Below are 19,578 nucleotides of genomic sequence, written 5' to 3'. Positions count from 1 at the left end.
GCAACAGCCATTCGCTAAACGCGTAACGGGGACCCCCGTTCGGGCTGATTCATCCGATGTGGCGAGGGACACGTATCCACTCAGAGGAATCGCATCATTAAGGAGAGGCTTTCGATGACCAGACGCGTTTTTTTCGCCGGTGCGCTCTTCGCCGGCGCGCTCGCGGCACTCGTACGTCCGCGCACCGCGGAGTCCGGCCAGCAGTACGAAGTCTCCTACAGTCCCGAACAGTGGAAGCAGCGCTTGACGCCGGAACAGTATTACGTACTACGAGAGAGCGGCACGGAGATCGCGTTCACGAGCACGCTCGATACGGAGACGCGCGCCGGTATCTACGAGTGCGCTGGCTGCGATCTCGCCGTGTTCTCCTCGACCACGAAATACGACAGCGGCACCGGTTGGCCGAGCTTTTGGGCGCCGATCCCCGATGCGATCGGCACCACGCGCGACACATCGCTGTTCGAGGTGCGCACCGAAGTGCATTGCCGCCGCTGCGGCAGCCATCTCGGGCACGTCTTCGATGACGGTCCGAAGCCGACCGGCCTGCGCTACTGCATCAACGGCGTCGCGCTGAAGTTCGTGCCGAAGTCATGAGCAGCGACGGTCTCGCGCAAAAGCTTGCGGCGCTTTTCAGCCAGACATCCGAAGATCACCACGTCGCGTACAAGGCGACCGACGGCGTCGACCCGGACTGGTCGATCTGGTATGCCGGCCATCTGCTCGAGAAGGGCTTCGACACGATGCTCGGCGCCGCGATCCTCAAGAGCGATCTCATCTATCTGCTCGTGACCGTGGACAAGGAGCTGCAGAGCTACGCGCCCGGCGCTCACTGGGAAGCCTACTACGCCGCCTTCTTCATCGACCGCTACGCCGACTGAGGCTACGGCTCACGCGGTGATCAGCCGCGCTTGGCTGATCGCGCTCACCGTGGCGCTGATGATCGTCAGCTTACCGCACGCGCTGGAGGATTTTCACTATGGCGATCTCCAGCGCATCGGCATTCCGCTGCCGGCCAGCGTTCTGGCGCTCCTGCTGGCGTACGCGCTGCAGACCACCGGCATCACGCTGACCGCAAACGGACGACGCGCCGGCACGTGGCTGCTGGCCCTCATGGGAGCGATATGGAGCGTCGGCGCCATCGTGATCCATGGCCACGATCTGCTGTTCGCCGGACCCGAGTACCGGCACGGTCACGTCTCGAAAGTACTTGAAGCGCTCGTCATCCTGTTCGGAGCCGCGGTCACGTGGGTCGGCCTGCGTGTCGCGCGGAACGACTCGCCGATCGAGGTCGTCAGTACGCGAACAGGAACGCCGCGTTGAAGGTCTGATGTCCATGGCCGGCTGACACGTCTTCGACAGTGACCTTGGCGTTGCGCCGCACCCTCATGACCAGTGTCGTCGTCAGCGATTGCTGTAGGCCTGCGAACGGATCGTAGGTGCTGTCGTAGCGCGACAGCGCGGTCAGGGCGGGCGAAAAGGCCCAGCGCACTTGTGCGAATCCGCCCGAACTGCGCGCCGCAGCGCCCGCAGCATTCGCCGCGCTATCGAAGCCTTGTTGCACCACGATATCGGCCTCCGCCTTGCCGATGAAGAGATCGGCGCCCAGCCCTTGTCTATTGAAGAGGTCGAGGACCGAGCCGAAGCGCCTCGTGCCGCTGTGGTAATACGCTGAGAACACGGCGGTCTTGCCGCCCGTCTGCGCGTACGCGTCTGAGTCGACGCCCGACGTCGGCAATCCCGACTGCGGGTCGTGCCCCTTGAGCGCCATCAGATGGACCACCGTGCCATCCGTCTCGCGCCCGTAGGCGATGTCGATCCCCATCCCGTCGTTGAAGAAATCGAAGGGATCGTCGCCGACCTTCTGATCGAAGATCTGATAATGGTTGATCGTCTCGCGCTGCGTCTCGGGATCGACGGGTAGCGGCAGTGTGAATTGGCCGGCGGTGACGCGCAACGCCGATCCGGTGTCGCCGAACGCCGGGCGGCTCAGGAACTCCAGCCACGCGTCGCGGGTGAGGCCGGGCTCGCCGCCATCGACCATGTATTGCTCGAGCCGATATGAGACATGCGGCGTGACCGGGCCCGATGCTAGCAGCTCGACCTCGTCGACGATCGCCTTAGGCAAGCCGTTGGGGTCCGGCTCGCTCGAGTACTGCAGATTGACCTTGAGCGCGATCGGGAAGACGTCGGGCGCAAGCGGGAGGCCCGGCGGCGGCCGGAAGCCGTCGCGCAAGAACGCGGCGCCAAAGGCGTTGAGGTGAGGCACGGTCGTATGGCATGCCTCGCACGTCAGACCATAGCGGTGCGCGAACACCGGCAGCGCGGACGATTGAGACGGAAACATCATTGCGGCGCCGCATATCAGCAGCGCCAGGTGGAACGCCTTCATTCAGCATACCCTAAGACAAGCGATTAGGGTAGCCTAATTATAAATATTAGACTGGGCTTCCTTGAGGGCGGCCGCGTTGACTCCGTCATCAATTTTGAGGTAACGTAGAGCGTACAGGCTGAACGGTCGTTCGGCCCACGGAACGGAGCAGCACGCTTTCGATGACGGTAGCGCCTCCCAAAGTACTCGCCAAACTCACCATCAACGGCCGGGTGATCGAAGTCGCGTTTCATCCTAATAAGACGCTGCTCGAAGTGCTGCGCGAAGATCTCGGGCTCACCGGTACAAAACATGGTTGCGAAATGGGCCACTGCGGCGCGTGTTGCGTCTTGGTGGACGAACAGCCGGTGCTGTCGTGCCTCGCGTTGGCGGTGGAGATGGAGGGCCATCCGATCCGCACGGTCGAGGGATTAGCGCACGACGGCCGCTTGCACCCGATCCAGCAAGCCTTCGCGGAGTGCGGCGCCGCGCAGTGCGGCTACTGCACGCCGGGTTTTCTGATGACCGCCGCGGCGTTGGTGGAACAACGCCACGACCTTTCCGAGCAAGAGATTCGCGAGGCCATCGCCGGCAATCTGTGCCGCTGCACCGGCTACAGCAAGATCATCGAAGCGATCCAGCTCGCATCTACACGAATATGAAAGAAGAAGAGCTCCCGCAGGTCTCGACCGCCACCAATCCCGACGGCGATGCGCGCCCGCTCACCGGCTCGAGCGAGACGACGTCGATCGCGCGGCGCGCGCCGCAGACGCCGGCCGACAAACCCGAAGGTTTCCACGTCGTCGGCAAGGCGATGCCGAAGAGCGACAGCTTCACGCGCGTCACCGGCGAGGACAAGTTCGCCGACGACATCTTCTTGCCGAACATGCTGTATGGCAAGATGCTGCGCAGCACGGTGCCGCATGCGCGCCTCGTGAAGATCGACGCCACGCGCGCCATGCAGTTGCCAGGCGTGGTCGCCGTCGCCACCGGCCAGGATATCATGGTGCGCTACGGCATCCTGCCGTCAAGCCCCGACGAGATGGTCATGGCGCTCGACAAAGTGCGCTACGTCGGCGACCCGATCGCCTGCATCGTCGCCGACGACGAGCTGACAGCCGAGGAGGCGCTCGAGCTGATCGAGGTCGAGTACGAACCGCTGCCGACCATCGGCTCGATCGAGCAAGGGCTGCGCGACGACTTGCCGCAGATCCATGAGAACCCGCGGCGCACCAACAACGTCCATAAGGAAGCACACCTTGAGTTCGGCGACGTCGAGGCCGGTTTCGCCCACGCCGATCGCATCTTCGAAGACGAGTATTTCTTCGAAGGCAACACCCATGCGCCGATCGAGCAGCATGCGGTCGTCGCGCACTACGGCGGCGACGGCAAACTCACGCTGTGGTGCGGCACGCAGACTCCGCACTATCTGCACCGCATCGCGTGTGCGGTGCTGGGCATGCCAGGCAGCCAGGTGCGCATCATCGCGCCTCCGGTCGGCGGCGGCTTCGGCGGCAAGACGGAACCGTTCGCGCACGAGCTCGCGGCGGCGTTTCTGGCGCGGCGCACGGGCCGGCCGGTGAAGATCGCGCTGACGCGCCAAGAGGTGTTCTACGCGCACCGCGGCCGCCATCCGGTCAAGTTCAAGCTCAAGACCGGCGTCAAGAACGACGGCACGATCACCGCGATCCATCTGCAGTCATGGCTCGATGGCGGCGCGTACGGGTCCTACGGCGTGGCGACAACCTACTACACCGGCGCGCTCACCTGCGTCACCTACAAAGTGCCTGCTTACAAGTTCGACGGCTGCCGCGTGTTCACCAACAAACCGCCGTGCGGTCCCAAACGCGGCCACGGCACGACGCAACCCCGCTTCGCGCTCGAGAATCAGCTCGATAAGATCGCCGACGCGCTCGGGATCGACGCGGCTGAGTACCGCAAGCGCATCGCGGTGGATCCGTACACCAACACCGTCAACGGCTTGCGCGTCACCTCGTGCGGCTTGCGCGAATGCATCGACGCGGCGAGCGAGCGGACGGGCTACAAGCGCAAGCGCGGCGCGATGGCGCGCGGCAAGGGCATCGGCATCGCGGCGAGCGCATATCTGTGCGGTGCCGGCTTGCCGATCTATTGGAACGACATGCCGCAGTCAGGCGCGATCGTCAAGGTCGACCGCGGCGGCGGCGTCACCATCTTCGCGGGCACGAGCGACTGCGGCCAAGGTTCGACGCACATGCTCGCGGCGATCACCGCGGAGACGTTGGGCATCGACGTCATGGACGTGCACGTCTGCTTCGGCGACACCGATCTCACGCCCGTGGACTTAGGCTCGTACTCCAGCCGCGTCACGTTCATGGCCGGTAACGCGGCGCGGGAGGCCGCCGGCAAAGCGCGCGCGCTCATCGCCGGCGCCGCCGCAGCGAAGCTGGGCATCGCGCCGGAGCAGATCGGCATGGCGCAGCGGCGCGTGTACGATCTGGACGACACGTCGCGTTCGCTGACGTTCATCGAAGCGGCGCAGCTGGCCGAGGCCGAGCACGGCACGATCGCGACAGTCGGGTCGTATTGGGCGCCCAAACTTGCCGCCGGTTACAAAGGCTCGGGCGTAGGCCCATCACCTGCGTATTCGTACAGCGTCGCCGTCGCCGAGATCGACGTCGATCTTGAGACCGGCGAGATCAGGGTGGAGAAGATCACGCTCGCGCACGACGTCGGCCGCTGCATCAACGCGGATTCGGTCGAAGGGCAGATCGAGGGCGGCGTGTATATGGGCCTAGGCGAGGCGCTCATGGAAGAATGGCCCTTCCGGGCGGGCGAGCACAAGATACCGAATCTGCTCGACTACAAGACACTGACCAGCCTCGACACGCCGCCGATCGAGTCGATCATCATCGAGACCGACGACCGCGAGGGTCCGTTCGGCGCCAAGGAAGCCGGCCAAGGGCCGCTCAATCCGGTCATCCCGGCGATCGCGAACGCGGTGGCCGACGCGATCAAGGCGCGCGTGCACTCGACGCCGATCACGGCCGAAAAAGTGCTTCGAGCGCTCGACGCGTCAAGCGGCGCGACGCTGCGCTTGAAGAAAGCCCCGTCCGTCCCGCCCAAGACACCCGTGCCCGTATGAGGCGTCATCGATGATACCGATCAAGGGGCTTAACCACGCAGTGCTGATCGTGGCCGATCTCGATCGATCCGTCGGCTTTTACAAGGACGTCTTCGGATTCGAGGAGATCGGGCGCGCCGGTCGCCAGATGGCGTTCATGCGCGCGGCCGGCTCGCGCAACCATCACGATCTCGGTTTTCTCGCGCTCGGCCCGCAAGCGGTGCGGCCGGCGCGGAACGCGGTCGGCCTGTTCCATCTGGCGTGGGAAGTGCCGGCGATCGAGGATCTCGCGGCGGCCCGCGAGGCGCTTGCCAAAGCCGGCGCGTTGTCGGGCGAAAGCGATCACGGTGCGACCAAATCGGTGTACGGCGTCGATCCCGACGGCCACGAGTTCGAGGTCATGTGGATGGTGCCGCGCGAGCAGTGGGGCGAGTACGAGAAGCAGGCGCCCACGCGCCGGCTCGATCTCGACGCGGAGCTTCGCCGTTTCGGCGCGGCAAGCAAGACCTAGCGCCGGACACGTGCCGCGACAGGCGCGCGATGCCGCAGGTTATTCCGGCACGCCGCTCGCCGCGAAACTCGGGATCAAGGCCGGCCAGCGCGTCGCGATCGTGAACGCTCCGGCCGGTTTCAAGCGCACGCTGGGCACGCTTCCGCCGGGCGTCCGTCTTGCCGGCCGCCTGGCCGGCGGCGCACCCATGATCATCGCCTTCGCCACCAAACACGCGCGCCTGCTGCGCAGCTTCGGGAGGTGGAAACGCGCGCTCGCGCGCGACGGGTCGTTGTGGATATGCTGGCCCAAGCGATCGTCGGGTGCGCCGACCGATCTCGATGAGAACAAAGTGCGCGACTGCGGCCTCGACGGTGGCCTAGTCGACGTCAAGGTGTGCGCGGTGGACGCGACCTGGTCCGGGCTCAAGTTCGTCTACCGGCTGGCCGATCGCGGACGATCGTAGACATCGCCGCCGGTGGCTACCGACGGCGATGTTGGTCGTGCATGATGTTCGTCGACGTATCAGGTCAGTCGAACATCACGTTGATGAAGTAGGCCCGCGCGAAGCGGTTGCAGTGTTCGATCTCCGGTTGGTAGACCGATCTGCGGACCACGAGCAGCGCTTCGTCGTCGAGGAGACCGTTGCCCGATGAATCGGCGACCGCCGCCTTCATGAGCGTGCCGCGAGAATCGAGATCGATCAGCACGGTCGTGCTCGCGTCAGGAACGCCCTGAGCTTGCGCGACTTCGGGCCACTCGACCGGATAGGAGCGGGTGATGCGGGCGGGCTGGTCGGCGATGTCGCATTTGCCGGACGTGATGACCGGCTCGAACGCGTAGGCCGGCGCTGCGGGGACGAGCTCGCTGAGCGTGATGGTGCCGGCCGCGCTGGCCGGGATCGCCGCTGCGCCGATAGCCGCTGCCAAGACGACAGCACCCACGACGGCAGAGACACGAATCGAGCTGTTGGACATGGCGAGAACCTCCTTGAACCAAGTGCCGGCGCGAGCTGGGCTCGACCGGGAGGCGGCGCGCGTGCTGCGCGCTCAACCTCTGGCTCAAGAGTAGCCGAACGGCCATTGGCAGGGCTTCCGAGGCAGTACGGACGATGCGCGGCCGTCGGTACCGAAAATGCGGCCTCGAATATGCGGGACGGGCCGGCCGCGCTCTATGCTACCAAGTTCTTGAGGACCTTGCCGCCCTGGATGACCAGCACCACTCGCGTGGGGTCGTCGAAGAGCGCCGGCTCCGCCAGTGGATCGCCGCGGACCGCGATGACGTCGGCGAGTTTGCCTTTCTCGACCGAACCGAGGCGCGCGTCTTGGCGCATGATCTTCGCATTGGACAGGGTGGCGCAGACGATCGCTTCCATCGGACTCAGGATCTTGGCCTTGATGACCAGTTCGAGTCCGCGGCGGTTCTGCTCCGAACCGAGCAGATCGGATCCCGACCCGGTGAGGACGCCCGCAGCGCGCGCGATCCGGACAGCGTCGGACATCATCTGCTCGCAGCGCTCGATGCGCGGCACGACCGATTCCGGCAGTTTCCATTCGCGCCAGGAATCGGCCATGAGGCGGCACACGGCGAAGGTCGGATCGAGCGCAGCACCCGCGCGCTTCATCGCGGCTGCGGTCTTCTCGTCGAGCATCGTGCCGTGCTCGAAGCATTCCAGCCCAGCCTCCAGGCCGTTCATGATGGCTTGGCAATTGTGCGCGTGGCCGGAGACGTACGTATCCCGCGCGCGCGCTTCGAGCACCGCCGCGCGCAGCTCTTCGACCGTGAGCTGCGTGTCTTCGAGCCGGTCGGTGGTGGACACGACGCCGCCGCTGATGAACGCCTTTAGCTGCGTGGCGCCGCGCCGGAAGTTGAGGCGCGCCTGGTGGCGCACTGCGTCGGCGCCGTCGCACAGCGCGATCATCTGCACGAGGCCCGGAAACTCCAACAACTGGTCGACCTGGCAATACGGTCCGCTGATGTGGCCGTGCCCGCCGGTCTGCACGATGGCCGCGCCGGACGGGAACACGCGTGGACCGCGCACCAGGCCGCTCGCCACGGTGTGCGCCAGGCCGCCGTCGACGCCGCACATATCGCGCACGGTCGTGAAGCCCGCGTCGATGCACAGCTCGCAATTGCGGAACGTGCGCGCAGCGATCTCAGCCGACGACATCGCGCCGGGATCCGCCGTGAAGTCGGTGACCAAGCCGAGATGCGCGTGCGCGTCGATGAGACCCGGCAGCAGCGTGAGCCCCGCGAGGTCGATGGTTTGGCCGCCCGCTCGCCGCGTGCCGCCCTTGCCGACCGACGCGATGGTATCGCCGTCGATCGCGACGCTCGCGTGAGCGAGCGGGTCGGCGCCGGTGCCGTCAATGAGTGTCGCGCCTTCGAGTGTAAGTGCCATGTCATGCCCTCTGCCCGCCCTGTACGCTTTCGAAGCGTCGCGTGCCTCGTGCTGCTGGCGATCGTGTCGGCCTACGGCTGCGGGCCGCAGGCGACCAAGGGCGAGTCCGACACCCTCGTCTTCGGACGCAACAAGGATGCGCTCACGCTCGATCCGGCCGTCTCATCCGACGGCATGTCGCTGACCGTCACGCACGTCATCTACGAGGGCCTCACCCGCTACAGACCCGGGAGCTTCGATATCGAGCCTTCGCTTGCCACCTCGTGGTCGTCAAGCGCCGACGGCCGCACGTGGACGTTTCATCTGCGCCGGAACGTCCGGTTCCACGACGGCACGCCATTCGACGCCGCGGCGGTCAAGTTCAATTTCGAGCGCTGGCGCGACCCGCGCAATCCCTATCATGCCTGGGGATTTTTCACCTACTACGGCAGCCAGTTCGGCGGGTTCCCCGGGCGCATCAAAGCGGTCGTCGCGCGCGACGCGCAGACGGTGGAGATCGTCTTGAGCGAGCCGGTCGCGCCGCTGCTCGCCGACCTCGCGATGCCCGCGTTCGGCATCGCATCCCCGACGGCATTGGCGAAGGAACGCGAGCATTTCGCGCAAGCGCCCGTGGGCACTGGGCCGTACGAGTTGGCCGAGTGGGTGAAGGACGACCACATCACGCTGGCGCGCTTCGACGGATACTGGGGACGCAAGGCGCGGATCCGCACCGTCGTGTTGCGCGACATCCCCGATGCAGCGACGACGATGCTGCTGCTGCGCCGCGGCGATCTCGACGGGTGGGAGTATCCGACGCCTGATTCGCTCGAGCAGGTCGCAGCCGATCCGCACCTGCGCATCTTTCACCAGCCGCCCAACGCCGTGAGCTTCGTCGCGCTCAACAATCTCAAACACCCTTTCGACGATGCGCGCGTGCGCCTCGCCATCAACCAGGCGATCGATCGCGCTTCGATCGTCGCGCATTTCTACGACCCGACGGCGTCGGTCGCGCGCGACTTCTTGCCCGCTGCGGTCTGGCCGAGCGGCGGCGAGGTCGCGCATGCATACGATCCGGCCGCCGCGCGCCGCCTGCTCGCGCGAGCCGGCTATCCGCACGGCTTCACCACGACGCTTTGGTACGCGACCACGCCGCGGCCGTATCTGCCGGAACCTGAGCGCGTCGCGGAGGCGATCCAAGCGGACCTGCGCGACGTGGGCATCGACGCGCGCCTGCAAGGTTTCGAGTGGGGCGTCTACCTGCAAAAGGTCGAGAACGCCGAACACGATATCTGCCTGTCCGGGTGGACCGGCGACAACGGCGACCCCGATAATTTCCTCTACGTCCCCCTGGACGAGGACAACGCACATCCACCGGGCGCCTACAACCTGGCCTTTTGGCGCAACAGCGCCTTCCACGCGGACGTCATCGCCGCGCAGCGCGTCTCGGGCCTTGCGCAGCGAAGCCGGCTGTATCTGCAGGCGCTGGCGATCGTGCGCGATCAGAGCCCGGTCGTCACGATCGCTCACACGAGTGCGCCGATCATCTTCCGCGCGGACGTCCGCGGCTACGTGCCGTCGCCCGACAGCATGGTCTCGTTCCAAGACCTCTCGTTCGCCGGGCGGTAGGGCGCCCGCCGCCCGTCCGATAAGAGTCCGTCATGCTGCGCTTGCCGCCATTCACCTATATCCCGGCGCACACCGCCGACGAGGCCGTCGCGCTGCTGGCCCAGCACGGCGCGGACGCGCTGCCGGTCTCCGGCGGCACCGACCTGTACGCCAACATGAAGCAGCGCCTGTTCACGCCCAAGGTACTGGTCGGGCTGCGGCCTATCACCAACTTAGGCTTCATCCGCTACAACGACGTCAGCGGCCTGACGCTCGGCGCGCTCGCATCGCTCAGCTCGATCGCGGACAGCGACGTCGTGCGCAGCCGCTATCCCGCGCTGGCGATGGCCGCAGCATCGATCTCCACGCCGCAGCTGCGCAACATGGGCACCATCGGCGGCAACATCTGCGTGGACACGCGCTGCAACTATTACAATCAGAACCTCGATTGGCGCAAAGCGTTGGGCTACTGCATGAAAAAGGATGGCGACATCTGCCGCGTCGCCACCAGCAGCCCGAAATGCCTTGCGGTCAATTCCTCCGACACGGCGCCGGTGCTGCAGGCGTACGGCGCGCGCGTCCATCTCGCCGGTCCCGGCGGCGAGCGCGAGCTGTCGATCGAGGACTTCTACGTCAATGACGGCATCAACGCGTGGGCCAAGGGTCCCGGCGACATCGTGACGCGCATCTCCGTGCCGCCGCATGGCGCGCGCACGCGCGGCTCGTATCGCAAGCTGCGCCTGCGCAACTCCTTCGATTTCCCGATCCTCGGCGTCGCTGCGGTCGTGGAGCTCGACGACGCAGGCGTGTGCGTCGACGCGCGACTCGTCCTCAACGCGGTCGCTTCCAAACCCGTCGACGTCCCCGCCGCGGCCCGCTGCCTGATCGGCACGCGCCTGGAGAGCGAAGCGCTCGAGGCTGCGGCCGACGCCGCATTCGCCGCCGGCAAGCCGCTCGACAACACGAGCGCCACCATCCCCTATCGCAAGCGGATGGTGCGCGTCTTCGCGCGCCGCGCCTTAGACGACGTGGCGGCGGTCTAGCGCTCGGGGCTCTTGGTGAAGATGTAGGTCACGTCGAAGTAGAAGGCGCGCCGGTCGTGCCCCACTGGGCATTCGGCGGTGACCTTCGCGTAGTTGTGCCGGTGCTCGGACGTGATGTCTTGTCCGGTGACCCGATACTGCGAGGCGCCGCCGGCGCACGAAACGTTTTCGACGAACTTGTACATGTAGTCGAAGCCGGTCGCCATGTCGGGCGCGCGCACGACGATCGCGGTCTCGATCGAGCTGCCGTCGGCAGGTTGCGGCGTCGGCGTGCCTGCTGCGCCTGGCGCGGCAGGTGCCGTCGTCGCGGCGGCGACCGGCGTTGCACTCGGCTTGGGCGTCGGGCGCGGCGGACCTGGACTGGGATTGGGCGTGGCGATGGCGATGCCCGGCACCGGCGTCGGCGAACTGGTCGCTTCAGGTGTGGCGCCGGCATTTGGCGCCGGCGTGTGCGTGGTCGGCGCCGGCGTGCCGTGTATCACGGCGACGTGATGCGTCGGCGGCGGCGTGCCGCGCAACACAAGACCGGGCCGGCCCGGCGGTCCGGCCGGCTGCGACGGTTTGGGCGCGACGAGCGTGATCGCCACGATCACGGAGCTGTGCACCGAATAGATCCAGCGATCGTCGTCTGGGCCGCCGAAGATCGTCGACGAATCGTCGGGACCATCGTCGTACATGCGGTTCGGCTCGCCGCGGATGGCGAGCAGGCGCGTGACGCTGTCGCCTAGATTGACGCCGAACGGATCTCCGATCGGCAGGCTCAGCTGTCTGGGCGCGGCGGCTTCGACGCGGATCGACGTCACCTGCTTGTCCGTCGTCTCGAGGACGAGGGAACCTTCGCCGCCGTGGATCGGATACTCGACCAGCATCGATCCCTGGATGACTTTGCGATTGAAATCAGGGGCGCCCAGCCGCGCGCGCACTGCCTCGATGCTCTCGCCCAAGGTGACGCCTTGCCATTGCAGCGGCTTGATCGTAGGGGCCGGGGCCGGAGCCATCGCCGCGGGTGCGGCCGATGCCGCGGGCGAGGGTGAGAGGTCGGCGACGACATCGGGGCGCGGCAATAGGCCGGCCAGCGCAATGAAAAGCACGAGCTGGATCATGATGTGCGCTTAGGCGAGCAGGCCGTCGCGACCTTGCCTCGCGGTCCTCGGTCGACTAAAGTCGACCGCTCCATTGGATCAGCGACTGCGCGTCGCGTACAGGCGCAGCAAGAGCATGTCGTCCGGAAGGTCGGCCGCTTGCGGATCGAGTTTGGGCCGCACCACGGCGGCCACGCGCGCCGCTGTCGCGGCCGCGACCGGCGGCGGTAAGGTCGCGCGCCGTTCGACGTAACGCACGATCAACGCCCACTCGTCCGGGCTCAGCGCTTGGCTGCCGGCGAGCGGCGGCACGTCGGGGGCGTTGTCGCCATGCAACCACGTCTGCGGCGCGGTGACTTCAAACGCCTGATCGCGCACCACGATCGTGCCCGCTGCATAGTCGCCGATGCGCTTGTTCTGCGGCGACAGAATCGCGCAGACGGCCGACGGCACGTAGAAGAACGCCAACTCGGCGATGCGGATGAGGTTGCGCAGCACCGAGCTGCCCAGATCGATCGGATAGCCGCCGTCGCGCACCACGCGGATGCCGAACAGCCGCTTGCCCGGTGTCTGGCCGTTCCAAAGCATTTCGAAGACCACGAAATAGGCGAAGAAGATGATGAACAAGAGGATGACGCCAAGCGCGGCAAACGCCGAGGCGATCTGTGCCCCGTTTAAATGCAGTGCTGCGCCGATCTGGGCGCCACGCAACCCCGCGAGCGAGATGAGCAAGATGACCACGATCCCGAGAAGCACTTGGATGATGAAATCGATCGCGACGGCCAAAAAGCGGCTGCCAAGCCCAGCCAGCTCGTAATGGAAGGCGATACTCTCGGGCGTCCGTACGGTGACCGTTCGTTCCACTGTGCGCTCCGTCGCCGCGCTGGGCCAGAGGCGCATTCGCGCAGGCGCGAGAAATCGCCCGCATGCGGCAATCGGTTTTCGTCGAGCGCCGGCGGCCCGGCTGGCAGCGCCTGGAGGTACTGCTCGCCGCGGTCGAGCGGCGCGGTTTGCGCGCGTTGCCGCCCGAGGAGATCGAAGAGCTCGGCCGGCTGTACCGCTGGGTCACGTCGGACCTCGCGTTCGCCGGCGGACGCAAGTACGATTCGAACCTACAGGCCTACCTGCACCGCCTGACCGCGCGCTCGCACGCGCAGGTGTACGCGGGCAACATCGAGGGTGGCTGGAGCCGCATCGTGCGCTTCGTCGTCCACGATTTCCCCTCGGAGGTGCGCAGGTCGCGCTGGTACATCCTCGCGTGCGCCGGCGTGTTCGTCGTCGCCGCGTTCGCTTCGTACGCGCTTGTCACCGCGGTGCCTACCGACGCGTACGTCATCTTGCCCGATCAGTTGATCCGCCCGATCCACGAAAAGATCCATGACACGAACTTCGGCTTTGACCGAGATTATGCGTCGACGATGTCGGCCCTCATCATGACCAACAACATCAAGGTCGCGATCACCGCCTTCGGCGCCGGCCTCGTGACGCTGGGCGTCATCACGCTGTATCTCGTGTTCTTCAACGGCGTGATGCTGGGCGCGATGGGTGCGATGTACACAGCCAGCGGATTCGGCTACGATTTTTGGGCGACCGTCGCGCCGCACGGCGTCATCGAGCTGACGGCGATCCAGATCGCTGCCGCCGCAGGACTGCTGCTTGCCGCCGCGATCCTCAACCCGGGCCGCTTGCGGCGACTCGACGCGCTCAAGCGCAACGCGCGGCGCTCGCTCACGCTCATCGTCGGCGTCATGCTCATGCTCGGATGCGCCGCGCTCATCGAGGGATTCGTCTCGCCGCAACGGGTGTCGCCCGAGCTGCGGCTCGCCGTCGGCGGGTTGACCGGGCTGGTGCTGCTCTTCTACTTCGTGTTCGTCGGGCGTGCTCCCGACGGGCAGCCGGTGGACTCGCACGCGGCGTTATAACAGGTCGCGCGCCTTCACGTCGATATACGCGTTGATCAGCGACACGGTGAGCTGCGCGGCAGGCACGTCGATCACCGCGATGCCCCGCTGCTGCAGCAATGCGGCTGCCTTGCGCCGTTCGGCCGCGAGCGTGGCGGCGACGCTGGCCCGGTAGGCATCGGCCGCCGTCTCCGGAACGGCCTGCAGCGCCCTCGAGACCGCTTCATCATTCATCAGCACGCAGACGACCAAGTGGCGGGGCGAGAGCACCGCGACATTGGCCAGCACGCTGGCCGACGCGACCGGATCGAACATGTCGGTGAAGAACACGACCAAGCTGCGTTTGGGCTGGCGCCGCCGCAAATAGGCGAACGCGCCCGCATAATCGGATTCCTCAAAGCGCGGCTGCAGGTCGTACAGGCGCTGCACGAGGCCTGCGACGTGGCGGCTGCCCGCGCGCGGCGCGATGTGCTCGCGGATATCGCCGGCAAAGGCGAGCACGCCGACCTTGTCGTCCACGAGCGACGCGATCGAGGCCACCGACAGCGCCGCGGTCACCGCGTAGTCGAACTTGCGCTGCCCCCCGATGCGCGGCGTCATCAAGCGTCCGGCGTCGAGCACGAGCATGACCGTCTGGCTGCGCTCGACGTCGTATTGCGCGACCATGAGCTTGTTGCGCCGCGCCGTCGCTTTCCAATCGATCGAGCGGAACTCGTCGTCCGGCTGCCACTCGCGCAGGCTGTCGAACTCGCCGCCGCCCCCGCGCAGGCGCAGTTTGCGGAAGCCCGCCTCCACGAGCCGCCCGCGCCGCGCCAGCATTCCGTAGCGCTCGACCGCGGACAGATCCGGATAGATATGCGCGGGGGTGTCCGCCGGGATGCGCCAGCGCCGGCGCACCAGGCCGAGCGGATTGTCGGCGCTCAGGTAAAGATCGCCCAGCGTCGTATCGCCGCGCTCGAGCGGCGTCACCGCAAGCTCGACGACCTTGCGCCGATCCGGTCCGACGCTGCCCTGGACTGCGTCTTCAGGCATGTCAAGGATGTCAACCGGCGTATCGACGAGCGAGTAACGCACCGGCATGCGGGCGCGATTGACGATCGCGTAGCGCAGCGCACCGGTCGAGCGCAGCGCGAGGTGTTCGATCGGCTCGCGTGTGACCGTGATGTCACCGCGGCGCGGGCCGGACGCGAGATCGACGGACAGGAAGCCGAGCAGCACGAGCAGGCCGAACGATCCGAGATAGACGAGCGGTGTCCATAGAGCGCCGAACCCGATGACGAACGCGATCGCCACGAGCCAGGCGACGAAGCGCGGTGTGACCCACGGGAACGCCGCATCGAGACCGTAGCGGCGCGGTTTCGTGGGCGCGCTGGACTTGGCCACGCTACTCGCCGGCGGTCGCAGGCGGCGTGACGGCTTCCTTCGGCACCGGCACCGCGTCGAGCACGCGCCGCACGACGTCGCCGGCGGTCAAGCCCTCCACTTCGGCCTCGGGGCGCACGAGCAGGCGATGGGTCAGCACCAGCGGCGCGGTTGACTTGACGTCGTCTGGCGTCGCGAAAACGCGGTCGTCGATGGCCGCGGCGGCCTGCGATGCGACCAGCAACTGGATGCCCGCGCGCGGGCTCGCTCCCAGGCTCGTGTCGGCCGCCTCGCGCGTGCGTTTGACGATCTCCAACACGTAACGCTGCAGCGCCGGCGCGACGTGCACCGCGCGCACGTCTTGGCGGGCTGCGATGATCTCGGCCTCGGTGACCGCGGCGACGATCCCCTCGCGCTCGAGAAAGCGGGAATCGAAGCCTGCGGCGACGCGCTCGAGCAGTTGCGTCTCCTCGGCCACGCTCGGATAGTCGGTGCTGCATTTGACCATGAAGCGGTCGAGTTGCGCTTCCGGCAACGGATACGTGCCCTCGTATTCGACCGGGTTCTGGGTCGCGCACACCATGAACAGCGGCGAAAGCGGGAAAGACACGCCGTCGATCGTGACCTGGCGCTCCTCCATCGCCTCGAGCAGCGCGCTTTGGGTCTTGGGCGGCGTGCGGTTGATCTCGTCGGCGAGCAGCAGGTTGGTGAAGATCGGGCCCTTGCGCGTGAAGAACTCGCCCGACTTGGGATTGAAGACCGTCGTGCCGACGACGTCGGACGGCATCAAATCGGGCGTGAACTGGATGCGCCGGAACTGCGCGCCCAGCAGCAGCGCCAGCACGCGCACGAGCAGCGTCTTGGCCGTGCCGGGCACGCCTTCGACCAGCGCGTGGCCGGACGAGAGCAACGCGATCTGCAGCGCGAAGATCGCCTCGTCCTGGCCGACGATGACCTTACGCAGACCGTCGGAGAGGCGCTGCGCGACGACCGAAGCCGATGCGGCCATAGGGCGCGTATTCCTTTCGTAGTGCTGCGCACAGCTGGGCTGCGCGCAGGAGATCTTTGTCGTTCGGGCCCGACAGCGTCCGCAGCCTGTCCAACTCCTCGAGCTGCGAGGCGCGGGCGTCGCCGTCTTGTGCGACCTGGACGCGCGCGACGATATCGCGAATCGAAGCCCGGTCTGAAAGCCCCAGCCCAGTCGCCACGTCGTTGAGCGTGACCGTCGCCAGGTCGCGCAAGGCTTTTCTTGCGGCGTGACCGCGCGCCAGCAACTGCGCCATCGACGAGAGATATTCCGCCGACGTCCGTTCCGTCGTCTCGGGCAGGCGCGCCGTCGGGCCGAACCGCAACGCCGCGCCGAACAGCAAGAGCAGCAAGCCGGCGCCGATGACGATCAAACCGGCCCGCACCGGAACCGGCAAAATCGTCCACCACGACGAACCGGACACGTATCCGTGGACATATTCGTCGAACGCCACCGCGCCGGCGCTACCGGCGGCCAGATCGTAGGCGAGGCGCGCATTGTCGCCATCCGACAGCCGTTTGTTGTCGAACAGGCTTTGGTCCGTGACGACGACGATGCTGCCTTTGCCGAGGCGGCGCAGCGCGACGACCGCGCCCCCGGAGTCAGCGATGAGCGGCACGTACGCGGGAGATCCGCTCACGCGCCGCCGGCTCGTGCCCGAGACCGCGTTGACCCCGTCGGTCAGCGGCGCGAGCGCGACCGTGACCGCTGCGTCGTGCTCCGGCCCCGCTTCACTATCGGTGTCCAGGTCCAGCCAGTCGTCCCATGTACCGTCTGTGATCCAGATAAGGCGCCCGCCGTTTTTGACCCAGGCGCGCAGATTGTCGAAGTCGATGGCCTGCGGCTGTCCGATCTGCTGATGGGTCTGCTCCGTACGCAGGACCGACTCGCGCAGATTCGGCGCGACGATCAGCGTGCCGATGGAGTCGTCCAGGAAGGCCGGGCGCTGCTCGAAGCGCTCGACGCGCATCCCCTCGCGGCCCAACAGCTCGTACCACGCCCGATAGCCGCCCGAATGCGCGTCGAATGAGGAGAACGTGTCGAAGCGCGGCGCGATGGCCTGCTGGTGCCGGTATCCGGCGTAGATCGTGCCCAGCATGATCGCGCCGGCGATCGCGAGCACGACGATTTCGGTCCAAGGGAAGTCGCGCGCTCTCATGCAGCCGGCCTTGCGCCGCGCTCGATCACGGCAGGCTCGAAATCTTGGTACGCGATATCGGCGGCGTACCAATCGCTTTCGGCGACCGGTGCCTGCGCGTAGGTCGCCAGCGTGAACGTGTGCGCCAGCGCATCAAAGGGCTTCGCGGCGACGGCGCAATCCCTGCGCACCGCACGTCGATATTCGCCCGCGGTGCGCGCGGCGTCGTACGCTATGACGCCGCTGGCATCCAGCCGGCGCAACGCGGCACGGAACAGCATGGAGATCGCGCGCGCATAGTCGCCGGCCCTCGCCGCCGCGCGCGCCATGTCCAGCAGCTCGGACGGGCTGGCGCGATGAACGAGCAGTTCGCCCTCGTCCTCATCCGAGGCGACGCGGCGCGTGCGCAAGAGGTAGCGCGCGAGCCGCGTGGCGACATACACGATCAACGCGGCGAGCGCGGCCAGCGTCACGTACACGACGAGCTTGCCGATCCATGGGATTTCCGCCGCCGCCGTGAACAGCCCGCCGAAGAGCCGCTGGAATAGTCCCGCGAGCCAGTCGAGGAAGCGCTGCCACCACGTCTCGTGCACTTGCGCCTCAACCGCGGATTCGGTCTCATGATATGCGGGCTGCGCGAGGATCGCCGCCAAGGTGGGCGCGAGATCGCGCGCGGGACCCTGTGACCCGGTGGAGCCTGCGACTCGAGCCGCTTCGCGCAGCGAGGCCGCGGCATCGCGCAGCATCTGCGCGCGCCGCTTCGCATTTTTCTCTTGGCGCACCGTGGTGAGCAGATCGTGCAGCCACCCGCCGAGCGACGGAGAGAAGCGCGGCGGACCGGGCAGCGGCGCCGGCGGCACGCTGATCTCGGGCACGCTGGCACCGGCACGCTGGTGCGCTGCCGCGACATCGAGCGCATTCGCGGCTGACCGCAGGGCGCTGACGTACGAGGTGGCGACGTCCCGATCGTCCGCGAAGGCCGCGGTCGTCATCGCAAGCGCGAGCCCGACCGCGTAGACGAGGGCGCGCATCACGGAGCCGGCGGCGTCGGCGGTGCGGTCGCTGAGAGCTGCTCGGCGAGCAGTTGGATATCGAAGCCTTCGCGCCGGATGCGGATATCGTAATAGTACAGCGACACGAGCACGAAGGCGAACCCGACGTAGAACACGTTGATGATCTGCGCGATGGCGAGGTACAAGAACCAGGATTTGGTGAGATACAGCGCGAGCAGCGCCAGGAACGATGCCACCAGCGAGAAGCCGACGAAGACCAGCGCGATGAAGAGAGCGACCGCCATCGAGCGCCAGAAAAGCTCGCGCCCGAAGATGCGCGTGACGCCGACGGTGAACGCACGGACCGGGTCGACCTTCTCGAGCACGCAGGCGATGAATGACGAAGCGAACGCCATGTAGCCCATGACCGCCAGCCCGACTGACGCGATCACGAAGGCGATGCCGATGAGGGCGCCGATGATCGCGCCGACCACGTGCAGTCCGGCTGCGAGAGCCACGATGATGAACGTCAGCAGCAAGAAGACGACGAAGAACGCCATCCCAAGGCCGATCAGGACGAAGACCCACAGCAGCGAGAGCAGCATCACGTAGCCCCAACGCTTGATCGCGTCGGCGTAGCACAGCTTGAAGCGGACGGGCAGCCCGAGGTACGCGCGCGATACGCCCGAGACCACCGCCGCGTTGGCGAGCGGCAGAACGATCAACGCGACAAGATAGTTGAGTCCCGACAGCGCGTAGACCGCCAGCATACTGGCCGGATTGAAGCCGGCGACCGCCGCTTGCACTTTGGTGAGGTCCGGCGGCGTGCCCGGGTGTCTGATGGCCGAATCGAGCAGCCCGGCATACGCGTCGAGCACGTCGCGCTGCAGCAGCAGCTGGAAGTATGCGATGATCACCAGCGGCACGGTGGCGACGAACAGCACGGCCGCGAACGTCAAGATGTGCCGGAAATACAGCGTGAAGCCGCGATCGAAGAGCTCGCCGATGCTCAACGGGCGCAGGACGGGAGGCCCGGACGGCGCGAGCATGGACGCAGGCGTTTGAGGCGCATCCCACGACATGGCGC

At 66.7% G+C, this 19,578-nt stretch carries 20 protein-coding genes; 10 read left to right on the top strand and 10 right to left on the bottom strand.

Translation table 11 applies throughout. From position 1 onward, the window contains the following. Positions 1–114: 114 nt before the first annotated feature. The 3 genes from msrB to VKF82_06045 are packed head-to-tail and all read left to right on the top strand — an operon-like array spanning position 115 to position 1,320. On the top strand, positions 115–594 hold the full coding sequence (gene msrB, locus VKF82_06055; protein ID HME81622.1) for a peptide-methionine (R)-S-oxide reductase MsrB: 480 nt from the start codon (positions 115–117) through the stop codon (positions 592–594). Further along, complete coding sequence (locus VKF82_06050; GenBank protein ID HME81621.1) at positions 591–878, top strand: hypothetical protein; 288 nt, start codon at positions 591–593, stop codon at positions 876–878. Before msrB ends, VKF82_06050 begins: the two co-directional genes overlap by 4 nt. A gap of 16 nt (positions 879–894) precedes the next feature. After that, the gene (locus tag VKF82_06045) at positions 895–1,320 is read left to right on the top strand and encodes a hypothetical protein (protein HME81620.1); all 426 of its coding nucleotides are present in this window, start codon (positions 895–897) and stop codon (positions 1,318–1,320) included. On the opposite strand, the gene VKF82_06040 is transcribed toward VKF82_06045, so the two are convergent. After that, positions 1,292–2,347 carry a hypothetical protein gene (locus tag VKF82_06040; GenBank protein HME81619.1) on the bottom strand — a complete coding sequence of 352 codons (1,056 nt, stop codon included), beginning with the start codon at positions 2,345–2,347 and terminating at the stop codon, positions 1,292–1,294. The two genes, VKF82_06045 and VKF82_06040, sit on opposite strands and share 29 nt — an antisense overlap. A gap of 203 nt (positions 2,348–2,550) precedes the next feature. Here VKF82_06040 and VKF82_06035 point away from each other — a divergent pair, with 203 nt between their 5' ends. The 4 genes from VKF82_06035 to VKF82_06020 are packed head-to-tail and all read left to right on the top strand — an operon-like array spanning position 2,551 to position 6,427. Beyond that, positions 2,551–3,030, top strand: a complete 480-nt coding sequence (locus tag VKF82_06035; protein HME81618.1) for a (2Fe-2S)-binding protein — start codon at positions 2,551–2,553, stop codon at positions 3,028–3,030. Beyond that, positions 3,027–5,492 carry a molybdopterin cofactor-binding domain-containing protein gene (locus VKF82_06030; protein HME81617.1) on the top strand — a complete coding sequence of 822 codons (2,466 nt, stop codon included), beginning with the start codon at positions 3,027–3,029 and terminating at the stop codon, positions 5,490–5,492. Before VKF82_06035 ends, VKF82_06030 begins: the two co-directional genes overlap by 4 nt. Positions 5,493–5,502: 10 nt before the next feature. Then, entirely contained in the window at positions 5,503–5,982 is a 480-nt protein-coding gene (locus tag VKF82_06025; GenBank protein HME81616.1) for a VOC family protein, read from the top strand. Positions 5,983–5,992: 10 nt separating this feature from the next. Further along, positions 5,993–6,427 (top strand): hypothetical protein, encoded by a 435-nt coding sequence (locus VKF82_06020; GenBank protein HME81615.1) that lies wholly within the window; start codon positions 5,993–5,995, stop codon positions 6,425–6,427. A 64-nt stretch (positions 6,428–6,491) separates the two neighbouring features. Here VKF82_06020 and VKF82_06015 read toward each other — a convergent pair whose 3' ends face one another. After that, entirely contained in the window at positions 6,492–6,938 is a 447-nt protein-coding gene (locus VKF82_06015) for a TonB family protein (GenBank protein HME81614.1), read from the bottom strand. Positions 6,939–7,132: 194 nt separating this feature from the next. After that, the gene (locus VKF82_06010; GenBank protein HME81613.1) at positions 7,133–8,362 is read right to left on the bottom strand and encodes an amidohydrolase family protein; all 1,230 of its coding nucleotides are present in this window, start codon (positions 8,360–8,362) and stop codon (positions 7,133–7,135) included. A gap of 48 nt (positions 8,363–8,410) precedes the next feature. Here VKF82_06010 and VKF82_06005 point away from each other — a divergent pair, with 48 nt between their 5' ends. Continuing rightward, positions 8,411–9,967 carry an ABC transporter substrate-binding protein gene (locus tag VKF82_06005; protein HME81612.1) on the top strand — a complete coding sequence of 519 codons (1,557 nt, stop codon included), beginning with the start codon at positions 8,411–8,413 and terminating at the stop codon, positions 9,965–9,967. A 32-nt stretch (positions 9,968–9,999) separates the two neighbouring features. Continuing rightward, positions 10,000–10,989 carry an FAD binding domain-containing protein gene (locus VKF82_06000; protein HME81611.1) on the top strand — a complete coding sequence of 330 codons (990 nt, stop codon included), beginning with the start codon at positions 10,000–10,002 and terminating at the stop codon, positions 10,987–10,989. On the opposite strand, the gene VKF82_05995 is transcribed toward VKF82_06000, so the two are convergent. Next, positions 10,986–12,092, bottom strand: a complete 1,107-nt coding sequence (locus VKF82_05995; protein HME81610.1) for a hypothetical protein — start codon at positions 12,090–12,092, stop codon at positions 10,986–10,988. The genes VKF82_06000 and VKF82_05995 overlap by 4 nt on opposite strands. Positions 12,093–12,170: 78 nt before the next feature. Then, positions 12,171–12,935: an RDD family protein gene (locus VKF82_05990; protein ID HME81609.1), complete on the bottom strand. Its 765-nt coding sequence runs from the start codon at positions 12,933–12,935 to the stop codon at positions 12,171–12,173. Between the two features lie 62 nt (positions 12,936–12,997). On the opposite strand from VKF82_05990, the gene VKF82_05985 reads away from it, so the two are divergent. Continuing rightward, positions 12,998–13,993 (top strand): stage II sporulation protein M, encoded by a 996-nt coding sequence (locus VKF82_05985; protein HME81608.1) that lies wholly within the window; start codon positions 12,998–13,000, stop codon positions 13,991–13,993. Here the strand turns inward: VKF82_05985 and VKF82_05980 are convergent. Genes VKF82_05980 through VKF82_05960 form a run of 5 tightly spaced genes read right to left on the bottom strand, consistent with a single transcriptional unit; the run spans position 13,988 to position 19,573 of the window. Next, on the bottom strand, positions 13,988–15,355 hold the full coding sequence (locus tag VKF82_05980) for a DUF58 domain-containing protein (protein HME81607.1): 1,368 nt from the start codon (positions 15,353–15,355) through the stop codon (positions 13,988–13,990). The genes VKF82_05985 and VKF82_05980 overlap by 6 nt on opposite strands. A 1-nt stretch (position 15,356) precedes the next feature. Next, positions 15,357–16,343, bottom strand: a complete 987-nt coding sequence (locus VKF82_05975; protein HME81606.1) for a MoxR family ATPase — start codon at positions 16,341–16,343, stop codon at positions 15,357–15,359. Further along, entirely contained in the window at positions 16,291–17,520 is a 1,230-nt protein-coding gene (locus tag VKF82_05970) for a DUF4350 domain-containing protein (protein ID HME81605.1), read from the bottom strand. The genes VKF82_05975 and VKF82_05970 overlap by 53 nt, the downstream gene beginning before the upstream one ends. Then, on the bottom strand, positions 17,517–18,533 hold the full coding sequence (locus tag VKF82_05965) for a DUF4129 domain-containing protein (protein HME81604.1): 1,017 nt from the start codon (positions 18,531–18,533) through the stop codon (positions 17,517–17,519). The genes VKF82_05970 and VKF82_05965 overlap by 4 nt, the downstream gene beginning before the upstream one ends. After that, positions 18,530–19,573, bottom strand: a complete 1,044-nt coding sequence (locus VKF82_05960) for a hypothetical protein (GenBank protein ID HME81603.1) — start codon at positions 19,571–19,573, stop codon at positions 18,530–18,532. The genes VKF82_05965 and VKF82_05960 overlap by 4 nt, the downstream gene beginning before the upstream one ends. Positions 19,574–19,578 lie beyond the last annotated feature (5 nt).

It is taken from the genome of Candidatus Eremiobacteraceae bacterium (genome assembly GCA_035314825.1).
GTDB lineage: Bacteria > Vulcanimicrobiota > Vulcanimicrobiia > Eremiobacterales > Eremiobacteraceae > JAFAHD01.
The sequence above is the reverse complement of the archived record's forward strand: the minus strand, read 5'-3'. Positions and strand labels throughout refer to the sequence as shown.